Here is a 16,282-nt window from a genome sequence, read left to right on the forward strand (position 1 = left end):
CTCAAAGTATAAAAACCACAAACATTTTTGGAGTGTTTAAATTGCAATAGGTTAATGCAGTTCAGGCGCTGATTTTGCACACCGTCACATCCCTGACGGGTGGCAGCTCAGGTTTTGCAACCCCTGCCCATCACAGATACGTTCTGAGTTCAGTCCGCCTTTGGGCCGGCGAGCGACCCGCGCAGGCAGACTTTGGCCTCCAACTGCACTGTCTGGCCTGTGATGCCTTTCTGGACCATCGCAAGCAGCGTGCGCGCGGCCCGTCGTCCCATTTCCCTGTGCGGCACATGAACTGTCGTCAGCGGCGGGGTCAGGATACCCGCCAGCTCGATGTCATCAAATCCGGTGACAGATACATCACGCGGGACTTCTATGCCCATTTCCCCGGCAGCCTTCAGTGCGCCTGCAGCCAGCACATCATTTCCACAAATAACTGCGGTCGGAGGGGTATCCGCTTGCATCAGATTATGGAAAGCCTCTGCTCCGTTTGCGATATCATAAGGGGTTTCAATAACCGGTACCCCGGCCATATCCAGACCGGCAGCTGTTACCGCATCTGAAATGCCTTCGACCCGGCGCCTTGCCCGGTCATTTCCGTCCGTAATCCCCGAAATGACACCAATCCTGGTGTGGCCCAATGCGAGGACTTCTTCTGTCAGCGAACGCATGGCACGCCGGTTGTCAAAGCCGATAGACGGCAACTCCGCGTCGGCCTCGTAGCTCCAGGCCGCCAGGGCCGGCGTTCCCTGTTTCCTGAGGAATTCAGACACAGTTTTGGTCCGGTCATGCCCGATCAGGAGCAACCCGTCAGCACCGCGGGCAATCAGAGCTTTGATCTGCTCCTCTTCGATCTGAGGGTCATAAGCAGAACTTGAAACCAGCAGCGTGTATCCGCCCGCACGCAGCTCTTCCTGAAAAGCCTGAAGCCCACGTGCAAAGATCGCGTTTTCCATGGTCGGGATAACGGCACCGATGGTGTAGGTGCGTTTGGCCGCCATCGCTCTGGCACCAAAGTTCGGCGTATACCCCAGTTGATTGATCACCTCGAGCACGCGCTTGCGGGTGTGCTCGACGACCTGTTCAGGCGAGTTGAGACATCGCGAAACGGTCGCGGTCGAGACACCGGCAGTCTTGGCGACATCATACAATGTCGGAACGGACCTGTTTGATGTCATTTCCTGACGCCTTCGGGCATTATTGATCCATTCAGTCTCATAAAAACAGTATGCAGGCCATTTCTGATAAAGTAAATCATTGCAGTCACTGCAAAATCCTTCCGGCACGACGCGGTATAGTTGCAGGTATCATATGAAATGTAAGCCGTTGCATTAAGTTAATGTAACGGCTTACACTCAAATCACGAACCGATTCTGTACGGAGTTTTCCCGATGTTTCTTGCTGCTTCAGCTGTGGTTTTCGCCATTTTTGCCGTGAACGTCGCACTGGGTGCTTTCACAGGAAACGTGTTTATGGGGGACGTCTCAGAAATGCTGGTTCTTTTTGCTGCTTCGATCCTTTTCGTCGTGGCAATTCTGAAAAAAGAAGCTGACCGGAAAAATAAAGACGGCGGCTGACTGTCCAATGGGAGGACGAAGATTGGATAACGAACGCAAAGAACTGGCCTCGGCAGAGCGCCGGAATTTTCTGAAGCTTGCGACGACAGGCAGCTTCACTGCAGCGCTGGTTGCTGGTGCCGCTGGCACGCTCTGGTCGACAGAGGCCGCGGCCCAGACAGCCAACGAAGAGCGTGACCGGGAAAAGGCAGCCGAACACATCATGACAGTTGCCACGGCCTATGTGCTGGGCGCGTCACGCAGCTACCCCATCATGCAACTGGACCTCAAAGAGAACATCCAGAACGCCACAAACGGCAAGATCTACGTCAAACTGGCCCCGGGCGGTCAGCTTGGCGCGGGTGGTTCGCTCGTACAAAAAGTACAGGGCGGCACCATTCAGGCAGCCCAGCATTCGCTGTCGAACTTTGCACCATTCGCCTCGACAGTTGACCTGATCAACATGCCGTATCTGTGCGGTTCCAACCAGCGTTTCACCAACCTTGTCACGTCTGACTACTGGAACACTCAGGTGCATCCGGGTGTTGAGGCTGCAGGCTTCAAGGCTCTGTTCTATGTCAACATCGATCCGCGTGTTGTCGCAGTACGCAAGGGCGGTGCCGGCGCAGTTCTGAGCCCGGGCGACCTGTCAGGTGTGAAATTCCGCGTGCCAGGCTCGAAGATGCTGCAGCAATACTACCGTATGGTCGGTGCGAACCCGACGCCGGTGGCGTGGGGCGAGACGCCTTCCGCGATCAAGCAGGGCGTTGCAGACGCGCTCGATCCTTCTGTTGGCGCTCTTTATGTCTTTGGCTTTAAGGACATCCTGAGCCATGTGACCTTTACCCAGGCGGTGCCGGACAGTCAGGTCTATTCGTGCAATCTGGAATGGTTCAACAGTCTGCCGGCGGATGTGCAGGAAGGTGTGATGTGGGGGTCAGAGATGACCGCACACCAGAACCTCTCCAAAGTGCCCTCAGCCCGTGCCTATGCGATGTCAGAACTGGCGAAATCCGGTGTCGAATTCCACTCGCTCAGCAGCGATCAGCTGGCCGAGTGGCAGGATGCAGGTGGCTATCAGCGGTCCGAATGGGACCCCTTCAAGACCGAACTCGCCGGATCGATGGATGCCTTTGCCAAGCTGGAAGAAGCAGCGGGCACGCAAGGAAAATACTACGTCCACGACGCGTAAACACCCCAGCGGGCACCTTTGGGTGCCCGTTTTTCCGTCCGCCCAGACTTTCAGAACCGGCCGGGTGCCGGAGCGGGTGGATTCCATACTCTGACAATCGGATGCCCTATGGATATTCTGCGCCGAATTGACCGCGATGCCGAACGCTGGCTGCTCCTGACCTTTTACGTAATGCTCGTCATCACAATGGCTGTCGAAGTTCTGCGACGGGAGATTTTCGCATATTCCTCAATCTGGGGAGAGGAGATCGTCCGGTATTCGTTCATCTACCTTGCCTGGATCGGTGCCGCTGCGGCGGTCAAGGAACGTGCACATATCCGCATCGACGTTCTGATGCATTACCTGCCGCCGCGTCCCAGGGCACTGCTCTATATTTTCGGAGACCTGGTGATGTTTGCTGTGGCGATCATCGCCCTCTACTGGTCGTTTGAAACCGTTCATGTGTCAGCAAAATTCGGGTCGGTGACTGACGGGCTGCGTGTATCGAAAGTCTGGTTTCTGATGGCTGTGCCTGCTGGTTTTGCCCTGATGGTCTGGAGACTTCTTCAATCTTTCGCGTGTGATCTGCGCTCTCTCAGGGACGGAACACCCGTCTTTGAGGGCGACAAGCTGTTTGACTGAGGAGACAGGCAATGCTTTGGAATACCCTCAATCAGACCGTTGAACTGGGCTGGGATTTTTACGTCCCCGTCATCATGTTTGTTGTGCTCATCGCGCTGGCGGTGCCCGTCTGGGCGGCAATCGGATCAGCAGCTATTGTAATGCTGGTCATGTCCGGCGACCTGCCGCTGAGCCTTGTTGGCGAGAGCCTTTTCGCCGGCATTGATGCCTTTGCTCTGACGGCTGTGCCGCTTTTTATCCTGACGGGTGACGTACTGGTGCGTACGGGGCTGTCCCGCAAGTTTCTGGATGTTGCAGAAGCACTGACCTGCTTTGCCAAGGGGGGCTTTGGCTCTGCAACGGTGCTGGTCTGCGGTATGTTTGCCGCCATATCCGGCTCGGACGCCGCGGGTGCCGCGGCGGTGGGCCGCATGACAATCGACCGCCTTGTGGAAAGCGGATACCCCCGCCCCTACGCCTGTGCGCTCGTCGCTGCCGGCGCCTGTACGGGCATCCTGATCCCGCCCTCCATCGCCTATATTATCATCGGCCTGGTGCTGGGTATATCGGCATCAACGCTCTTCCTTGCCGCTCTCATCCCCGGACTGGCCATTCTGATATCAATCCTGGCAACCAATATCGTCATGAACCGGCTTTATGGCTGGGAAGGTGGCGGGAACATGTCCATGGCCGAATGGTTCAGCAATCTGCTGCGTTCCCTGAAATCCGGTTGGTATGCATTCATCGTGCCCGGGATCATCTTTTACGGGATCTTTTCCGGTCGCCTGACACCCACCGAAGCCGGCGCCACAGCCGTTGTCGTTACCATCATCATGGGCTTTATCCTCGGCACCCTGCGTTTTGCCGACTTTCCCGCCATGCTGGTCAGTTCCGCCAAGGTGAACGGCGTTATTCTGCCGATCATAGCCTTCTCTGCGCCACTCGCCGAGGCGCTGGCAATCATGGGCGTGCCTCAGGGTTTTGTGACCTCCGTCACCTCTTTGACGGATGATCCTGCAATGCTGATCCTGCTGATGATCTGCATTCTCGTGGCGGCTGGGTGCGTTATGGAAACAACGCCGAACATTGTGATCCTTGCGCCGATCCTCAAGCCACTGGCCGACAACATCGGCATGAACGAAATCCAGTTCTGCATCATGATGATCACAGCTCTGGGTGTTGGCTTTATTACACCTCCCCTCGGCCTCAATCTCTTTGTTGTCTCAGGGATCACGGGCGAATCCATTCTCAAGATTGCCTACCGTGCCGTACCGTTTGTGCTCTTTATGCTCGCCGTGACGTTGCTGATTGCCTACGTTCCGGCGATTTCGACTTCACTGTTGCCAGAGATTTACCGATAAACGGATCTGTGTCCGGGTGATTTGATACGTGTCAATGTGCCCGGACAAAAGGTATCCTATGCTATAGCCTGGGTGTTCCGAACCAATGGCCGCCTGAAACACTGGGCGCACCGGGCGCGCATGACGGAGGAAAAACATGTACAAGAATATTATCGTCCCAATGGCACTGGATCACGGGGTGTCGCCTCAGTCTCTGGAAATCGCCCGGGCATTGCTGGAGCAGGGCGGCACGATCACTGCCCTGCACGTTTATGAAGCGCCCGAAGGTTCAGTAAGCGCGTATGTGGACGAGGAGACAATGCGCGCGGCGTATGAAAAGGCCGCAGAACGCCTGAAAGAAAAGGTCAGCGGCATTGAAGGCGTGACCGCGGTGATCGTCAGAGGGCACTCTGCCCGCACGATCATCGACTATGCGGTCGAGAACGCAGCCGATTGCATTGTCATGGGCTCACACAAGCCGGGCATCAGAGACTATTTTCTGGGATCAACCGCTTCGCACGTTGTGCGACATGCAAAATGCGCAGTTCATGTGCACCGGGACAGCTGAGCGTTCAACTTTCGTATTTCAAAGAAGCAAATCTGAGCCACCACTCGGTTCGTACCGCGTGGCGTTTTTGGGTCACAGGTTTCGGCAAAGCACGCAGTATGACGCGTCTTTGCAAGTCCAGCCGTTGTGATCTCAAACCGTCAATTCAGGGTTTTGAATTGCTGCGGGAACACTGCATGCCGAGATCGGAGCACTGTACACGAGCCCGTCTTATTCATAACTGCCAAGGGTTCACCAACATGTTCAGGCAACCCTTCCCGGAAACGTTCGAGGGCGCGCGCAACCGCATCATCCGGCGGCATATATCGGTAGCTGTGCTCGATCACCTGACGCCAGACGTCTGTGCCAGACGTCCCTGATCCCGGAGCATAGCAAAAAGCTTACTTTGTCGGCTGTGCTCGCCTGACAACGGCCCAAGCGCTTTGACACAGGGGCGTCGTTGAAACCGATGTATGGTCCGACACAGCCGCGCGTCGAACCATAGTGCTGTGTCACCTATCCCCGGATATACTGCTCCAGAGCAGCGGTTGTGCCTTTGGACCAGATCAACTCCAGCCAGCCCGCGAACGCAGCTCTGAAAGCGTCATTGTCCGCCAGGGCACCATAGTACTGGCGCTGTTCCAGCCAGCGTTGCGGGTTGTCTTTTGCTTCCAGGGCTGTCTGGTTCAGGTCATCCCAGAACGGATCGTTCGGCTCGATAGCACTTCCATCTTCACGTGTGCCTGCACACATCCGAGCCCAGAGCGCCTCGACAAGGCTGAGACCGGAAACGCTGCCGCCTGCAGCAAGTGCGTCTCGCAGGACAGGCAGAATAAAACCGGGGTGGCGGGAAGAGCCGTCAAAGGCAACCCGCCGGGTCGTGTCGCGTATTTCCCGATTGGCGAAACGTGTTTCAATCAGCTCTGCATAAGCCTGTGGTGTCATGCCCGGCACCGGATCGACCTGCTGTGTAATCTCGGCTCTCTGAACCTTGCGAAAGAAATCCAGAATTAGGGGATGCGCCATGCATTCAGCGATGGTTCCGCAGGACAACAACTCGCCCGCATTTGCGATAACCTGGTGACCGCCGTTCAGAATGCGGATTTTCATGGCCTCATAGTCATGCACGCGGTCAGAAAACACAGCGCCAGCTTTGTCCCAGTCGGGACGCCCGGCGCAGAATTCATCCTCGATGACCCACTGGCGATAATTCTCGTGCGTCACGGGTGCTGAGTCATCGATACCTATGCTCCTGGCGAGGGCTATCTCTGACGGCCCTGTGGCCGGCACAATGCAGTCGACCATCGAATTCGGGAACGCCGCCTCGTTGTCGATCCACAGGGCGAGTTCGGAATCCGACATCCGTGCCAGTGTTACCAGTGTCTGGCGCAATACCGCGCCATTGCCCTGCAGATTGTCGCAGCTTTGCGCTGTGAACGGCCCGACACCGGCATCCCTGCGCAGGCGCAGCGCGGCGATCATCGCGCCAAAGGCCGTGCGCGGCGCGTCCGGGTGGGCCGCGTCATAAATCATGTCCTCGTGCGTGGAATCAAAGCCACCCGTCGCCGGATCAATATAGTAGCCGCCTTCTGTGACCGTCAGCGCAACAATCCGTATCGCCGGATCGGCCATCGCCCTGATCAGAGCGCCGTTGCCTTCTTCGATCGGCAGATAATCTGTCATCGCGCCCGACACTTCTGCTGACATGCCGGTGGGATCAAGTTCTATCAGGGTGGTCAGGCAGTCCTGTGCGAGCAGTTTTTCGCGCATTTTCGCGTCATAAGGCCGGACACCGGCGCCGATTATTGCCCAATCCTGCGCCAGGCCTTCCTGCATCAGACGATGCAGATACCACGCCTGGTGCGCACGGTGAAAGTTGCCCAGGCCGATGTGAACGATCCCAGGTGTCAGAGCGGTCCGGTCATATGCCGGGCGCGGAATTCCTGCGGGTACATTGCCCAGCGTCTCGTTGCTCAGGCGTACTGCCATTTGCGGATCTTGCACTGTATCCCCCATCAGCTCATCCATTGTCCGCCGTCAACATTGTAGCACTGCGCCACAACGTAGTCGGCATCGTCACTTGCCAGAAAAACGGCCATCCCGGTCAGATCTTCCGGCCGGCCCATGCGACCGTAGGGAACACCTGCCGCGACTTCGCGCTTTTTCTGTCCGGGCGCCTTGTTTTCGTATTTTGCAAAAAAAGCGTCCACGCCGTCCCAGTGCTCACCGTCGACCACGCCCGGGGCGATGGCGTTCACATTGATACCGTGCTCTATCAGGTTCAGACCCGCAGACTGGGTCAGGCTGATAACGGCTGCCTTGGTCGCGCAATAGACCGCAACCAATGGCTCTCCGCGGCGTCCCGCCTGGCTGGCCATATTGATGATACGGCCTTTTACACCGCGCTCGATCATATGTCTGGCGACAGACTGCATGGTAAAAAGGCAGCCGCCGACATTGATGTCAAACACGCGGTTATAGTCAGCGCGGTCAATCTCCGTAATCGGGGCAGCCGTGAAAAGAGCGGCATTGTTGATCAGAATATCAATCTGACCAAAGGTTTCCGCCGTTTTTTCCACAGCGGCGTCTATACTCGACTGATCAGTGACATCCATACGGACGGCAATCGCGGACGGCCCGAGCGCGCTGGCAGATGCCTCGGCCCGGGCCATGTCGATGTCAGCGATTGCGACCTGCGCGCCTTCTGCGACATAGGCCTCAGCAAAGCTGCGGCCTATGCCCCGCGCTGCCCCTGTGATCAGGGCGGATTTACCCGCCAGTCTGGTCATCCGATCCGGAGCCCCTGCGCATCAAAGCGGTGCACAACGTCCTCACGCGGTGTCAGGTAGACCGTATCACCATGCTTGAAGCTGACTTCACCATCAGCCCGCACCGTGAGCGTCTCCGCAAGGCCCGTGTCGTGCACGTGGAAGAATGTATCAGAGCCAAGGTGTTCAGATACACCTACGCGCCCTTTCCACGCTCCTTCCGTGCCCGAAATCGCAATGTGCTCAGGGCGCACGCCGACTGTGTGAGCATCGTATTTGGCAGCCTCTGCTCCCTCAACGAAGTTCATTTTAGGTGACCCGATGAACCCGGCCACAAAAAGGTTGCGCGGTGCTTTGTACAGTTCCAGCGGGCTGCCGACCTGTTCGATATGACCGGCGCGCAGCACGACGATCTTGTCGGCCATTGTCATGGCCTCGACCTGGTCGTGGGTCACATAGATCATCGTTGTCTCAAGCCGCTTGTGCAACTCGCTGATTTCGAGCCGCATACCTACCCGCAGAGCCGCATCAAGGTTTGACAGCGGTTCGTCAAAGAGGAATGCAGCAGGTTCACGCACAATCGCCCGGCCAATGGCCACACGTTGTCGCTGACCCCCGGAGAGCTGACCCGGGCGGCGGTCGATGTAGTCAGCCAGGTTCAGAACGGAAGCCGCATTGTCCACACGGCGATCAATTTCCACCTGATCCATCTTTGCCATCCGCAATGGGAAGGCGATGTTCTTGCGAACCGACATATGCGGGTAAAGCGCATAAGACTGGAACACCATGGCCAGGCCGCGTTTTGCAGGTGGCACGGCTGTCGCGTCCATGCCGTCAATGTCGATGTGACCGGTGGTGATATCCTCAAGCCCGGCGATCAGGCGCAGCAACGTTGACTTACCGCAGCCGGAGGGCCCGACAAAGACGGTAAACTCGCCGTCTTCGATGGTCAGGTCCAGCGGTGGAATGACCTGTGTTTCGCCGAAACTCTTGGTGACTTTATTGAGTGTAATACGTCCCATGATATTTTCCTATTTCACAGCGCCGAAAGTGAGGCCGCGGACAAGTTGTTTCTGGCTGAACCAGCCAAGGATGAGGATTGGTGCAATCGCCATTGTCGATGCTGCCGAAAGCTTGGCGTAGAACAGACCCTCAGGGCTGGAGTAACTGGCGATGAACGCGGTAAGCGGTGCCGCATTTACAGCTGTCAGGTTCAGCGTCCAGAAGGCTTCGTTCCAGGCGAGGATAAAGTTCAGCAACAGAGTGGATGCGATACCCGGGATGGCCATCGGTGTGAGAACGTAAAGGATCTCTTCCCTGAGGCTTGCCCCGTCCATCCGCGCAGCTTCCAGAATCTCACCCGGAATTTCGCGGAAGTAGGTGTAAAGCATCCAGACAATGATCGGCAGGTTGATCAGCATCAGTACGATCACCAGACCAAAGCGGCTGTCCAGCAGTCCCAGTTTGATAAAGCCCAGGTAGATGGGGTAAAGCACACCCACCGCCGGAAGCATTTTTGTGGACAGCATCCAGAGCAGGATGTCTTTGGTCCGCCTCGAAGGGACGAACGCCATCGACCAGGCCGCTGGCACCGCGATGATCAGACCCAGAACAGTAGACCCCCCCGCGATGATAACCGAGTTCCACAGGAACTTCATGTAGTTGGATCGCTCCTGGACGACGGCGTAGTTTTCCAGCGTCCAGTCAAAGAACAGAAAGATCGGTGGATCGTTGATCGCCTGCGCTTCTGTCTTAAAGCTGGTCAGAATGGTCCAGAGGATCGGGAAGAAGATCAGCAGACCAATTGCCCATGCAATGGTGGTGTTCAGGATCTTGCGGTTTGTTGTGACAGTTCGTGCCATGTTCGACCCCCTCCTAATTGTCCAGGTTCTTGCCGACGATGCGCATCAGGAAGATGGCAACGATATTGGCCAGAATGATTGCATAAACGCCGCCTGCAGACCCCAGTCCGATGTTCTGGCTTTCCAATACGCGCTGGAAGATCAGATACGTCAGCGTACGGGTTCCAAAGGCACCACCGGTGGTGACGAAGATTTCCGCGAAGATCGAGAGCAGGAAGATCGTCTGGATCAGGATCACAATTGTGATGGCCCGGCCGAGATGCGGCAGGACGATGTACCAGAATCGCTTGATAAAGGGTGCGCCGTCCATCTCGGCTGCTTCGAGCTGCTCTCCGTCCAGCGACTGTACTGCTGTCAGAAGGATCAGCGTCGCAAACGGGAGCCACTGCCAGCTGACGATCATAACGATCGATTGCAGCGAGGCCTGGCTGAGCCATTCAACGGGCGTAGCTCCAAAGAATTTCCACAGATGGGCAAACAGTCCGTTCACCGGGTCCATGAACATGTTTTTCCAGACCAGTGCGGATACCGTTGGCATCACAAAGAAGGGCGCGATCACAAGGATACGGACGATACCCTGCCCCCACATTGGCTGATCAAGAAGAAGCGCCAGAACGATCCCCAGCAGAACAGTAATGACCAGCACGCCACCCACAATAATCAGGGTTGTCTGGACACTGGGCCAGAAAGCACTGGATCCGATAAACCGGGTATAATTTTCAAAACCGACCCATCCCTGATCTCCACCGCGGAGCGGCAGATAGCGACGGAATGAGAAGTACAGTGTCGTAATGAGCGGCGCGAGCATCCATCCGAGCAGGAGGATCACAGCGGGCGCCATCATCAGGCGGGCTGCTGAGCGTGAACTCTGTGTGGCCATGACATACCTCTTTCGTTGACGGAAAAACCCGCCTTAGGAGATGACTGTGCAATTTTTTGGGGAAAAGTGCCAGGGGGCGGACGTGCCGCCCCCTGATTTAACGGTAGCCGGGCGTTAGCGGTAGCCGGCAGCTTCCATTGCGTCGTTGGTAATGGCCTGAGCTTTTGCCAGCGCTTCGTCGATGGACTGCTGTCCAGCGTAGACTGCCGAGAACTCCTGGCTGACTTCGGTGGCGATACCAGCGAACTCAGGGATAGCGGCAAACTGAATACCTACATAAGGTACCGGGTCGACCGTTGGATTTTTCGGATCTGCTGACAGAATGGAGTCCAGCGTCATCTGCGCGAAAGGCACCTCAAGATAGTTCGGGTTTTCGTACAGCGATGTACGCGCACCAGGAGGTACGTTCGCCCAACCTTCGTTCTCAGCAACCAGTTCGATATAACCAGTGGATGTTGCCCACTCGACGAACTCTTTTGCAGCCGCTTCTTTCTGAGTACCGGCAGGAATTGCGAGAGCCCATGCCCAGAGCCAGTTAGAACGTTTGCCAAGGCCATTATCGGGTGCCAGAGCAAAGCTCACGCTGTCGGCGACAGTCGAGTCGTTCGGGTTGGTCACAAAGGATGCCGCAACGGTTGCGTCAATCCACATGCCGCACTTACCCTGTTGGAAGAGCGACAGATTTTCGTTGAAACCGTTTGTCGCGTATCCGGGAGGGCCCGATTCATTCATCATGCCGACGTAGAATTCCAGAGTGTCTTTCCACGGCTGCGTGTCGAACTGTGCATTCCAGTCTTCGTCGAACCAGCGTGCGCCAAAAGAGTTGGACATTGCTGTGATGAATGCACCGCCTTCACCCCAACCGGCCTTGCCCCGGATGCAGATGCCGTTGATCTCGTTGTCACGATCGGTCATTGCCGCCGCCGCTTCACGAATGAACGACCATGTGGGCGCTTTAGGCATTTCGAGGCCTGCTGCTTCCATCAGATCTGTGCGGTACATGACCATCGAGCTTTCGCCATAGAATGGCGCGGCATAGAGCGTACCATCGTAGCTCAGACCGCCCGCCATTGCCGGCAAAATGTCGTCGACGTTGTAATCGTCAGACAGATCGTCCAGCGGCACAAGCCAGCCGTTGGCACCCCAGATCGGCGTCTCGTACATGCCGATTGTCATGATGTCGAAGGCACCGCCCTTGGTCGAGATGTCTGTTGTCACACGCTGACGAAGAACGTTTTCTTCGAGCGTGACCCATTCAACTTCATGACCGGTCTTGGCTGTGAAGTCATCGGTCAGGCCCTGCATACGGATCATGTCACCGTTGTTCACCGTCGCGATTGTAAGTGTTTCTGCCTGAGCGGCGCCTGTTGCGATAATCGCAATGGCGCTGGCTGCACAGAGTGCTTTAGAAAAGTACATCCGGTCCTCCCTGTTTTGGATGCTGTGGGGAGACCATACGAGTTAGATTAACCATTCGTCAAATTAAAATTTTACGCGAGTAAACTTTTATTTCTTAATTGAATGAAACCAATTAGTTAGGCGGACATGCGCTTCACCAGTCTGCCCTCAAACAGTTGTTCGCGGCGCGCAGGGTACTCAGAATCGCCCAGACTGAGCAGCGTCAGAAGCGTTTCAACAGCAGAACTGGACACGGCCGCATAGTTTTGCGCCACAGTCGTGAGCGGCGGGCAGGTGAACCTGGCAAAGGGGTGATCATCCATACCGGCAACACGCAAGGCGTTCTGCGGTCCGACCCCGACGCGATAGCCTTTCTCAAAGCAGGCAGCCAGAAAACCAATGGCCAGGCGGTCATTACTGCAAAGCACTGTGTTGGTCTGCAGAAGACGCTTTTCGATAACCGCCATACCCTGTCTGTAACCAATGTCCTCAAAGGCCCATCCGGTGCCCTCAACACTGATGACATGCGGCTCATAGCCAAGCTCTTCCATGGTCTGAAGATAACTCTGACGCCTTTTGTTGGCATTTGGGTTGGCAGGTGTCCGCATCTCGAAAAAGCACGGAGGCTCACCTGAACGGCACAGGTACTCTACAATGTCCCGGGCGTACTGGCGGTTATCCGCACCAACAAATCCATGACCTATATTACTGATATTACTGTCAAAAAGAACGGTTGGCACGTCCTCACAAAAAGCTTCAAGCGCCGATCTGTCAGATTCCCGGCCCAGTGGTGCGATCAGCACCCCCGCCGGACGAAACGAGCGCAGGCTTTCCAGGTTTTCGACCTCATGCTCGGATCGGCCCTGTGAGTTCAGAAGAATAGGCCGGTAACCTGTTGCAATAATCAGATTCTCGATGTTCCGGGCGATTTCCGCAAAGAACGGGTCCACCAGAAACGGCACAACAAGCCCGATGCTTTTGGTCAGCCTGCGGTTCTGGTTGATAGCATAGATGTTTGGCCGGTACTCGTGCTGCTCCAGTGCCTGTTCAATGCGCATCCGCGTCGATTTGCGTACGCTTTCCGGATCGTTGAAATATTTGGAAACAGTTGGTCGCGAGATGCCACTGACGGCCGCAAACTCTTCCATGTTCCGTATTCTCGGTTCGCTCATGTGGTCTGCGTTTCCTGTTTTCCGTTAACGACCCCGCGCTGTTCGCGCCGGCTCTGTCGCCAGGATAGACGATAAAACTTCGCGCGCGCAAATTTTTCTTAATCATGTTGTCAAGAAAGTTACTGCGCACCGCGACATGCCGCCTCGTTGAGCGCTGTGCGCTGCCACCCTCTTGTTCTCTGCAAATTTGGAACATAAAGTGAACAAATGGCAAAAATGACAATTGAACAAAAACTGGCAATCCTGTCCGACGCTGCAAAGTATGATGCTTCCTGCGCGTCTTCCGGCTCGGACAAGCGCGATTCACGCGCGGGAAAGAGCCTGGGCTCGAATGAGGGCAGCGGGATATGTCACGCCTATGCACCCGACGGACGCTGCATCAGCCTTCTGAAGATCCTGATGACGAATTTCTGCATCTATGATTGCAGTTATTGTATCAACCGGTCCTCCTCCAACGTGGCGCGCGCCCGGTTTTCAGTGGATGAGGTGGTGCAGCTGACCGTTGAATTCTATCGCAGAAACTACATCGAGGGTCTGTTTCTGTCCTCGGGGATCATCAGGTCGCCGGATGCAACCATGCTGGATATGGTGCGCATTGCACGCAAACTGCGGCATGTGGAAAATTTCCGGGGATACATCCACCTGAAAACCATTCCCGATGCCGCCCCGGAACTGATCGCGGAAGCCGGCCTGCTGGCCGACCGGTTGTCCATAAACGTAGAAATGCCCACAGATGCTTCGGTCAAGCAATATGCACCGGAAAAGAGCCCGCAACAGATCCGCCGTGCGATGGCGGACGTCCGGCTGCGCAAAGAAAGCGCAGGCGACAGGTCATTCAGCGGCAAACGGCCGCCGCGCTTTGCACCTGCAGGCCAGTCGACCCAGATGATTATCGGGGCAGACGCATCCACCGACACCACGGTTCTGCACCAGTCGACACGCCTCTATTCCGGTTACCGACTGAAACGCGTGTACTATTCGGCATTTTCACCAATACCCGACGCCTCAGCCAGGCTGCCACTGATCAGCCCTCCCTTGCAGCGCGAGCACCGTCTGTACCAGGCGGACTGGTTGCTGCGTTTCTATGGTTTTGAGCTGAACGAAATCACAGGTCACAGACCGGACGGCAATCTGGATCTTGATATCGACCCGAAACTGGCATGGGCGCTGGCGCATCGGGATCTGTTTCCCGTGGACATTAACAGAGCGCCCCGGGAATTGCTGCTGCGTGTGCCTGGCTTTGGCACCAAAACCGTCAAACGCGTTCTGGGCACCCGGCGTCACAGGACGCTGCGCTATGATGATCTGGTCCGAATGGGTGCCCCGATGAAAAAGGCCCGGGCGTTTGTGACCTGCGCAGGCTGGACGCCCGGGGGTCTGACAGACAGCGAAAACCTGAGGGCACGGTTTGCCCCGCCCCCCGAACAGATGTCCCTTTTCTGATGCCACATGTCGTTCTGCCCCGCATTGGTACCGATACGGCCTGGCGCGATGCGGCGCGTTGTTTTCTGGCGGCCAGCGTGCCCCCGGATCGCATCACATGGGGGGACACGTCTGGCCAGAAAGGATTGTTCGATGACCCTGCCCTGCCCAGCGCACCAACAGCTGTTACCGTGCCGCGCGCGTTTCTTTCGATGGCCAACTGTGTTGTCTGGCACAGCGATCCCAGCCGTTTCGCCAGGCTTTACAGTTTTCTCTGGCGGCTGAAGCAACACCCGCATCTGATGTCAGACCGGGGCGACGCAGAGTTGGCCAGGCTCCGGCATATGGAAAAGAACGTGCGCCGGTGCCAGCACAAGATGAAAGCCTTTGTGCGGTTTCGCGATACCGGCACCGACAGCAGCGGGCGCCGGTCCTTTGCGGCCTGGTTTGAACCAACGCACCATACGGTAGAGCCAACAGCACAGTTTTTCGTACGACGTTTTGCGGATATGGACTGGCAGATTGTGACGCCGGACATTTCCGCATTCTTCCAAAACGGTCAGCTGCATTTCAAACAGGACCTGGAACGTCCCGACCTGCCCGAAGATGCCAGTGAAGCGCTCTGGGTCACGTACTTTCGCAACATCTTCAATCCGGCCCGCCTGAAGGTTCAGGCGATGAAATCGGAGATGCCGCAAAAATACTGGAAGAATTTGCCGGAGGCCGCAGCCATTTCGGAGCTCGTGTCTGCCGCCCCTGCACGCGCCCGCGAAATGGCGCGCAACGCGCCCACCCTGCCCCCTGCCCGTGTCGCTTCAATCCGTGCGCAACAATCAGCAAATACCTCTGCCTGGACGGGCGACGGAGGTGAACTCGAAGACGCCATCCGCGCCTGTGACCGGTGTGCTCTGCATAAAAACGCAACGCAGGCTGTGGTCGGGGTCGGCCCACGGCAGGCAAATCTCATGATCGTCGGGGAACAGCCCGGTGATGCCGAAGACCTTTCTGGTTTGCCGTTTGTGGGACCGGCAGGAAAGCTATTTGATGAGATTGCCGTCCAGGTCGGACTGGACAGGAATAAGGCTTTCGTCACGAACGCTGTAAAGCATTTCAAGTTTCTCCCACGCGGGCGAAAACGTATCCACCAGCGTCCCGACGCGGGCGAGACAGAGCACTGTAAGTGGTGGCTGGACGCCGAACTGCGCGCAGTACGCCCCAGCCTTGTGCTGGCGATGGGATCCACAGCAGCGTTCTCCCTGACGGGCAACAAAAGAGGCCTGAAAGAACGGCGCGGAACAATCGAAAGCGGCCCTGGCTGTGTTTCTGTTCTGATTACGTATCATCCGGCTTACCTGCTCCATTTGCAGGATCCGGCTACCCGGGCAGCGGCGACAGCTGCCTTTCGGACAGATCTGCAGGCAGCTGCGGCCTTTGCTTCTTCAGAGGGCGTAGTGGATGCGAAAGAAATCAGGTCCGTTTGACTGCCAGGCAGGGCTTTCTCAGCCGCACAGTCTCCTCAGTCCGCTTTAGAAGACGGCAGGCGCAGCA

The 16,282-nt window shown here is 56.6% G+C and carries 15 protein-coding genes; 7 read left to right on the plus strand and 8 right to left on the minus strand.

Annotated elements, in window-relative coordinates; translation table 11 throughout:
- Nucleotides 1-149: 149 nt before the first annotated feature.
- Nucleotides 150-1,175 (minus strand): LacI family DNA-binding transcriptional regulator, encoded by a 1,026-nt coding sequence (locus tag Q1A34_RS14095; RefSeq protein WP_300035255.1) that lies wholly within the window; start codon nucleotides 1,173-1,175, stop codon nucleotides 150-152.
- A gap of 213 nt (nucleotides 1,176-1,388) precedes the next feature.
- On the opposite strand from Q1A34_RS14095, the gene Q1A34_RS14100 reads away from it, so the two are divergent.
- The 5 genes from Q1A34_RS14100 to Q1A34_RS14120 all read left to right on the plus strand — a co-directional run bounded on the left by Q1A34_RS14100 (nucleotide 1,389) and on the right by Q1A34_RS14120 (nucleotide 5,253).
- The gene (locus Q1A34_RS14100) at nucleotides 1,389-1,574 is read left to right on the plus strand and encodes a hypothetical protein (protein WP_300035258.1); all 186 of its coding nucleotides are present in this window, start codon (nucleotides 1,389-1,391) and stop codon (nucleotides 1,572-1,574) included.
- 7 nt (nucleotides 1,575-1,581) lie between these two features.
- The gene (locus Q1A34_RS14105; protein ID WP_300035261.1) at nucleotides 1,582-2,745 is read left to right on the plus strand and encodes a TRAP transporter substrate-binding protein; all 1,164 of its coding nucleotides are present in this window, start codon (nucleotides 1,582-1,584) and stop codon (nucleotides 2,743-2,745) included.
- Nucleotides 2,746-2,853: 108 nt separating this feature from the next.
- A complete protein-coding gene (locus Q1A34_RS14110) occupies nucleotides 2,854-3,366 on the plus strand; it encodes a TRAP transporter small permease (RefSeq protein ID WP_300035264.1) in 513 nt (170 codons plus the stop codon).
- A gap of 11 nt (nucleotides 3,367-3,377) precedes the next feature.
- A complete protein-coding gene (locus tag Q1A34_RS14115; RefSeq protein WP_300035268.1) occupies nucleotides 3,378-4,706 on the plus strand; it encodes a TRAP transporter large permease in 1,329 nt (442 codons plus the stop codon).
- Nucleotides 4,707-4,842: 136 nt separating this feature from the next.
- Entirely contained in the window at nucleotides 4,843-5,253 is a 411-nt protein-coding gene (locus Q1A34_RS14120) for a universal stress protein (protein ID WP_300035271.1), read from the plus strand.
- Between the two features lie 495 nt (nucleotides 5,254-5,748).
- On the opposite strand, the gene Q1A34_RS14125 is transcribed toward Q1A34_RS14120, so the two are convergent.
- The 7 genes from Q1A34_RS14125 to Q1A34_RS14155 form a co-directional block, all read right to left on the minus strand.
- The gene (locus tag Q1A34_RS14125) at nucleotides 5,749-7,221 is read right to left on the minus strand and encodes a mannitol dehydrogenase family protein (protein ID WP_300035276.1); all 1,473 of its coding nucleotides are present in this window, start codon (nucleotides 7,219-7,221) and stop codon (nucleotides 5,749-5,751) included.
- 26 nt (nucleotides 7,222-7,247) lie between these two features.
- A complete protein-coding gene (locus Q1A34_RS14130) occupies nucleotides 7,248-8,021 on the minus strand; it encodes an L-iditol 2-dehydrogenase (protein WP_300035279.1) in 774 nt (257 codons plus the stop codon).
- Complete coding sequence (locus tag Q1A34_RS14135) at nucleotides 8,018-9,022, minus strand: ABC transporter ATP-binding protein (RefSeq protein ID WP_300035282.1); 1,005 nt, start codon at nucleotides 9,020-9,022, stop codon at nucleotides 8,018-8,020. Before Q1A34_RS14135 ends, Q1A34_RS14130 begins: the two co-directional genes overlap by 4 nt.
- A gap of 9 nt (nucleotides 9,023-9,031) precedes the next feature.
- Nucleotides 9,032-9,862 (minus strand): carbohydrate ABC transporter permease, encoded by an 831-nt coding sequence (locus Q1A34_RS14140; RefSeq protein ID WP_300035285.1) that lies wholly within the window; start codon nucleotides 9,860-9,862, stop codon nucleotides 9,032-9,034.
- 13 nt (nucleotides 9,863-9,875) lie between these two features.
- A complete protein-coding gene (locus Q1A34_RS14145) occupies nucleotides 9,876-10,742 on the minus strand; it encodes a carbohydrate ABC transporter permease (RefSeq protein ID WP_300035289.1) in 867 nt (288 codons plus the stop codon).
- Nucleotides 10,743-10,856: 114 nt separating this feature from the next.
- Nucleotides 10,857-12,161, minus strand: coding sequence for a sugar ABC transporter substrate-binding protein (locus Q1A34_RS14150; protein ID WP_300035292.1), 1,305 nt, complete (start codon nucleotides 12,159-12,161; stop codon nucleotides 10,857-10,859).
- A 116-nt stretch (nucleotides 12,162-12,277) separates the two neighbouring features.
- On the minus strand, nucleotides 12,278-13,312 hold the full coding sequence (locus Q1A34_RS14155; protein WP_300035295.1) for a LacI family DNA-binding transcriptional regulator: 1,035 nt from the start codon (nucleotides 13,310-13,312) through the stop codon (nucleotides 12,278-12,280).
- A gap of 207 nt (nucleotides 13,313-13,519) precedes the next feature.
- On the opposite strand from Q1A34_RS14155, the gene Q1A34_RS14160 reads away from it, so the two are divergent.
- Entirely contained in the window at nucleotides 13,520-14,755 is a 1,236-nt protein-coding gene (locus tag Q1A34_RS14160; protein ID WP_300035298.1) for a putative DNA modification/repair radical SAM protein, read from the plus strand.
- Nucleotides 14,755-16,215: a UdgX family uracil-DNA binding protein gene (locus Q1A34_RS14165; RefSeq protein ID WP_300035300.1), complete on the plus strand. Its 1,461-nt coding sequence runs from the start codon at nucleotides 14,755-14,757 to the stop codon at nucleotides 16,213-16,215. Before Q1A34_RS14160 ends, Q1A34_RS14165 begins: the two co-directional genes overlap by 1 nt.
- The last annotated feature ends 67 nt before the right edge of the window (nucleotides 16,216-16,282 follow it).

Origin of the sequence: uncultured Roseobacter sp., assembly GCF_947491795.1 — a bacterium.
In the GTDB taxonomy this organism is placed as follows: domain Bacteria; phylum Pseudomonadota; class Alphaproteobacteria; order Rhodobacterales; family Rhodobacteraceae; genus Roseobacter.

What these genes read in the sequence shown, in the direction of transcription:
- Q1A34_RS14095 (WP_300035255.1), bottom strand. Translation starts at nt 1,175, where the DNA reads ATGACATCAAACAGGTCCGTTCCGACATTGTATGATGTCGCCAAGACT.
- Q1A34_RS14100 (WP_300035258.1), top strand. Translation starts at nt 1,389, where the DNA reads ATGTTTCTTGCTGCTTCAGCTGTGGTTTTCGCCATTTTTGCCGTGAAC.
- Q1A34_RS14105 (WP_300035261.1), top strand. Translation starts at nt 1,582, where the DNA reads ATGGGAGGACGAAGATTGGATAACGAACGCAAAGAACTGGCCTCGGCA.
- Q1A34_RS14110 (WP_300035264.1), top strand. Translation starts at nt 2,854, where the DNA reads ATGGATATTCTGCGCCGAATTGACCGCGATGCCGAACGCTGGCTGCTC.
- Q1A34_RS14115 (WP_300035268.1), top strand. Translation starts at nt 3,378, where the DNA reads ATGCTTTGGAATACCCTCAATCAGACCGTTGAACTGGGCTGGGATTTT.
- Q1A34_RS14120 (WP_300035271.1), top strand. Translation starts at nt 4,843, where the DNA reads ATGTACAAGAATATTATCGTCCCAATGGCACTGGATCACGGGGTGTCG.
- Q1A34_RS14125 (WP_300035276.1), bottom strand. Translation starts at nt 7,221, where the DNA reads ATGGCAGTACGCCTGAGCAACGAGACGCTGGGCAATGTACCCGCAGGA.
- Q1A34_RS14130 (WP_300035279.1), bottom strand. Translation starts at nt 8,021, where the DNA reads ATGACCAGACTGGCGGGTAAATCCGCCCTGATCACAGGGGCAGCGCGG.
- Q1A34_RS14135 (WP_300035282.1), bottom strand. Translation starts at nt 9,022, where the DNA reads ATGGGACGTATTACACTCAATAAAGTCACCAAGAGTTTCGGCGAAACA.
- Q1A34_RS14140 (WP_300035285.1), bottom strand. Translation starts at nt 9,862, where the DNA reads ATGGCACGAACTGTCACAACAAACCGCAAGATCCTGAACACCACCATT.
- Q1A34_RS14145 (WP_300035289.1), bottom strand. Translation starts at nt 10,742, where the DNA reads ATGGCCACACAGAGTTCACGCTCAGCAGCCCGCCTGATGATGGCGCCC.
- Q1A34_RS14150 (WP_300035292.1), bottom strand. Translation starts at nt 12,161, where the DNA reads ATGTACTTTTCTAAAGCACTCTGTGCAGCCAGCGCCATTGCGATTATC.
- Q1A34_RS14155 (WP_300035295.1), bottom strand. Translation starts at nt 13,312, where the DNA reads ATGAGCGAACCGAGAATACGGAACATGGAAGAGTTTGCGGCCGTCAGT.
- Q1A34_RS14160 (WP_300035298.1), top strand. Translation starts at nt 13,520, where the DNA reads ATGGCAAAAATGACAATTGAACAAAAACTGGCAATCCTGTCCGACGCT.
- Q1A34_RS14165 (WP_300035300.1), top strand. Translation starts at nt 14,755, where the DNA reads ATGCCACATGTCGTTCTGCCCCGCATTGGTACCGATACGGCCTGGCGC.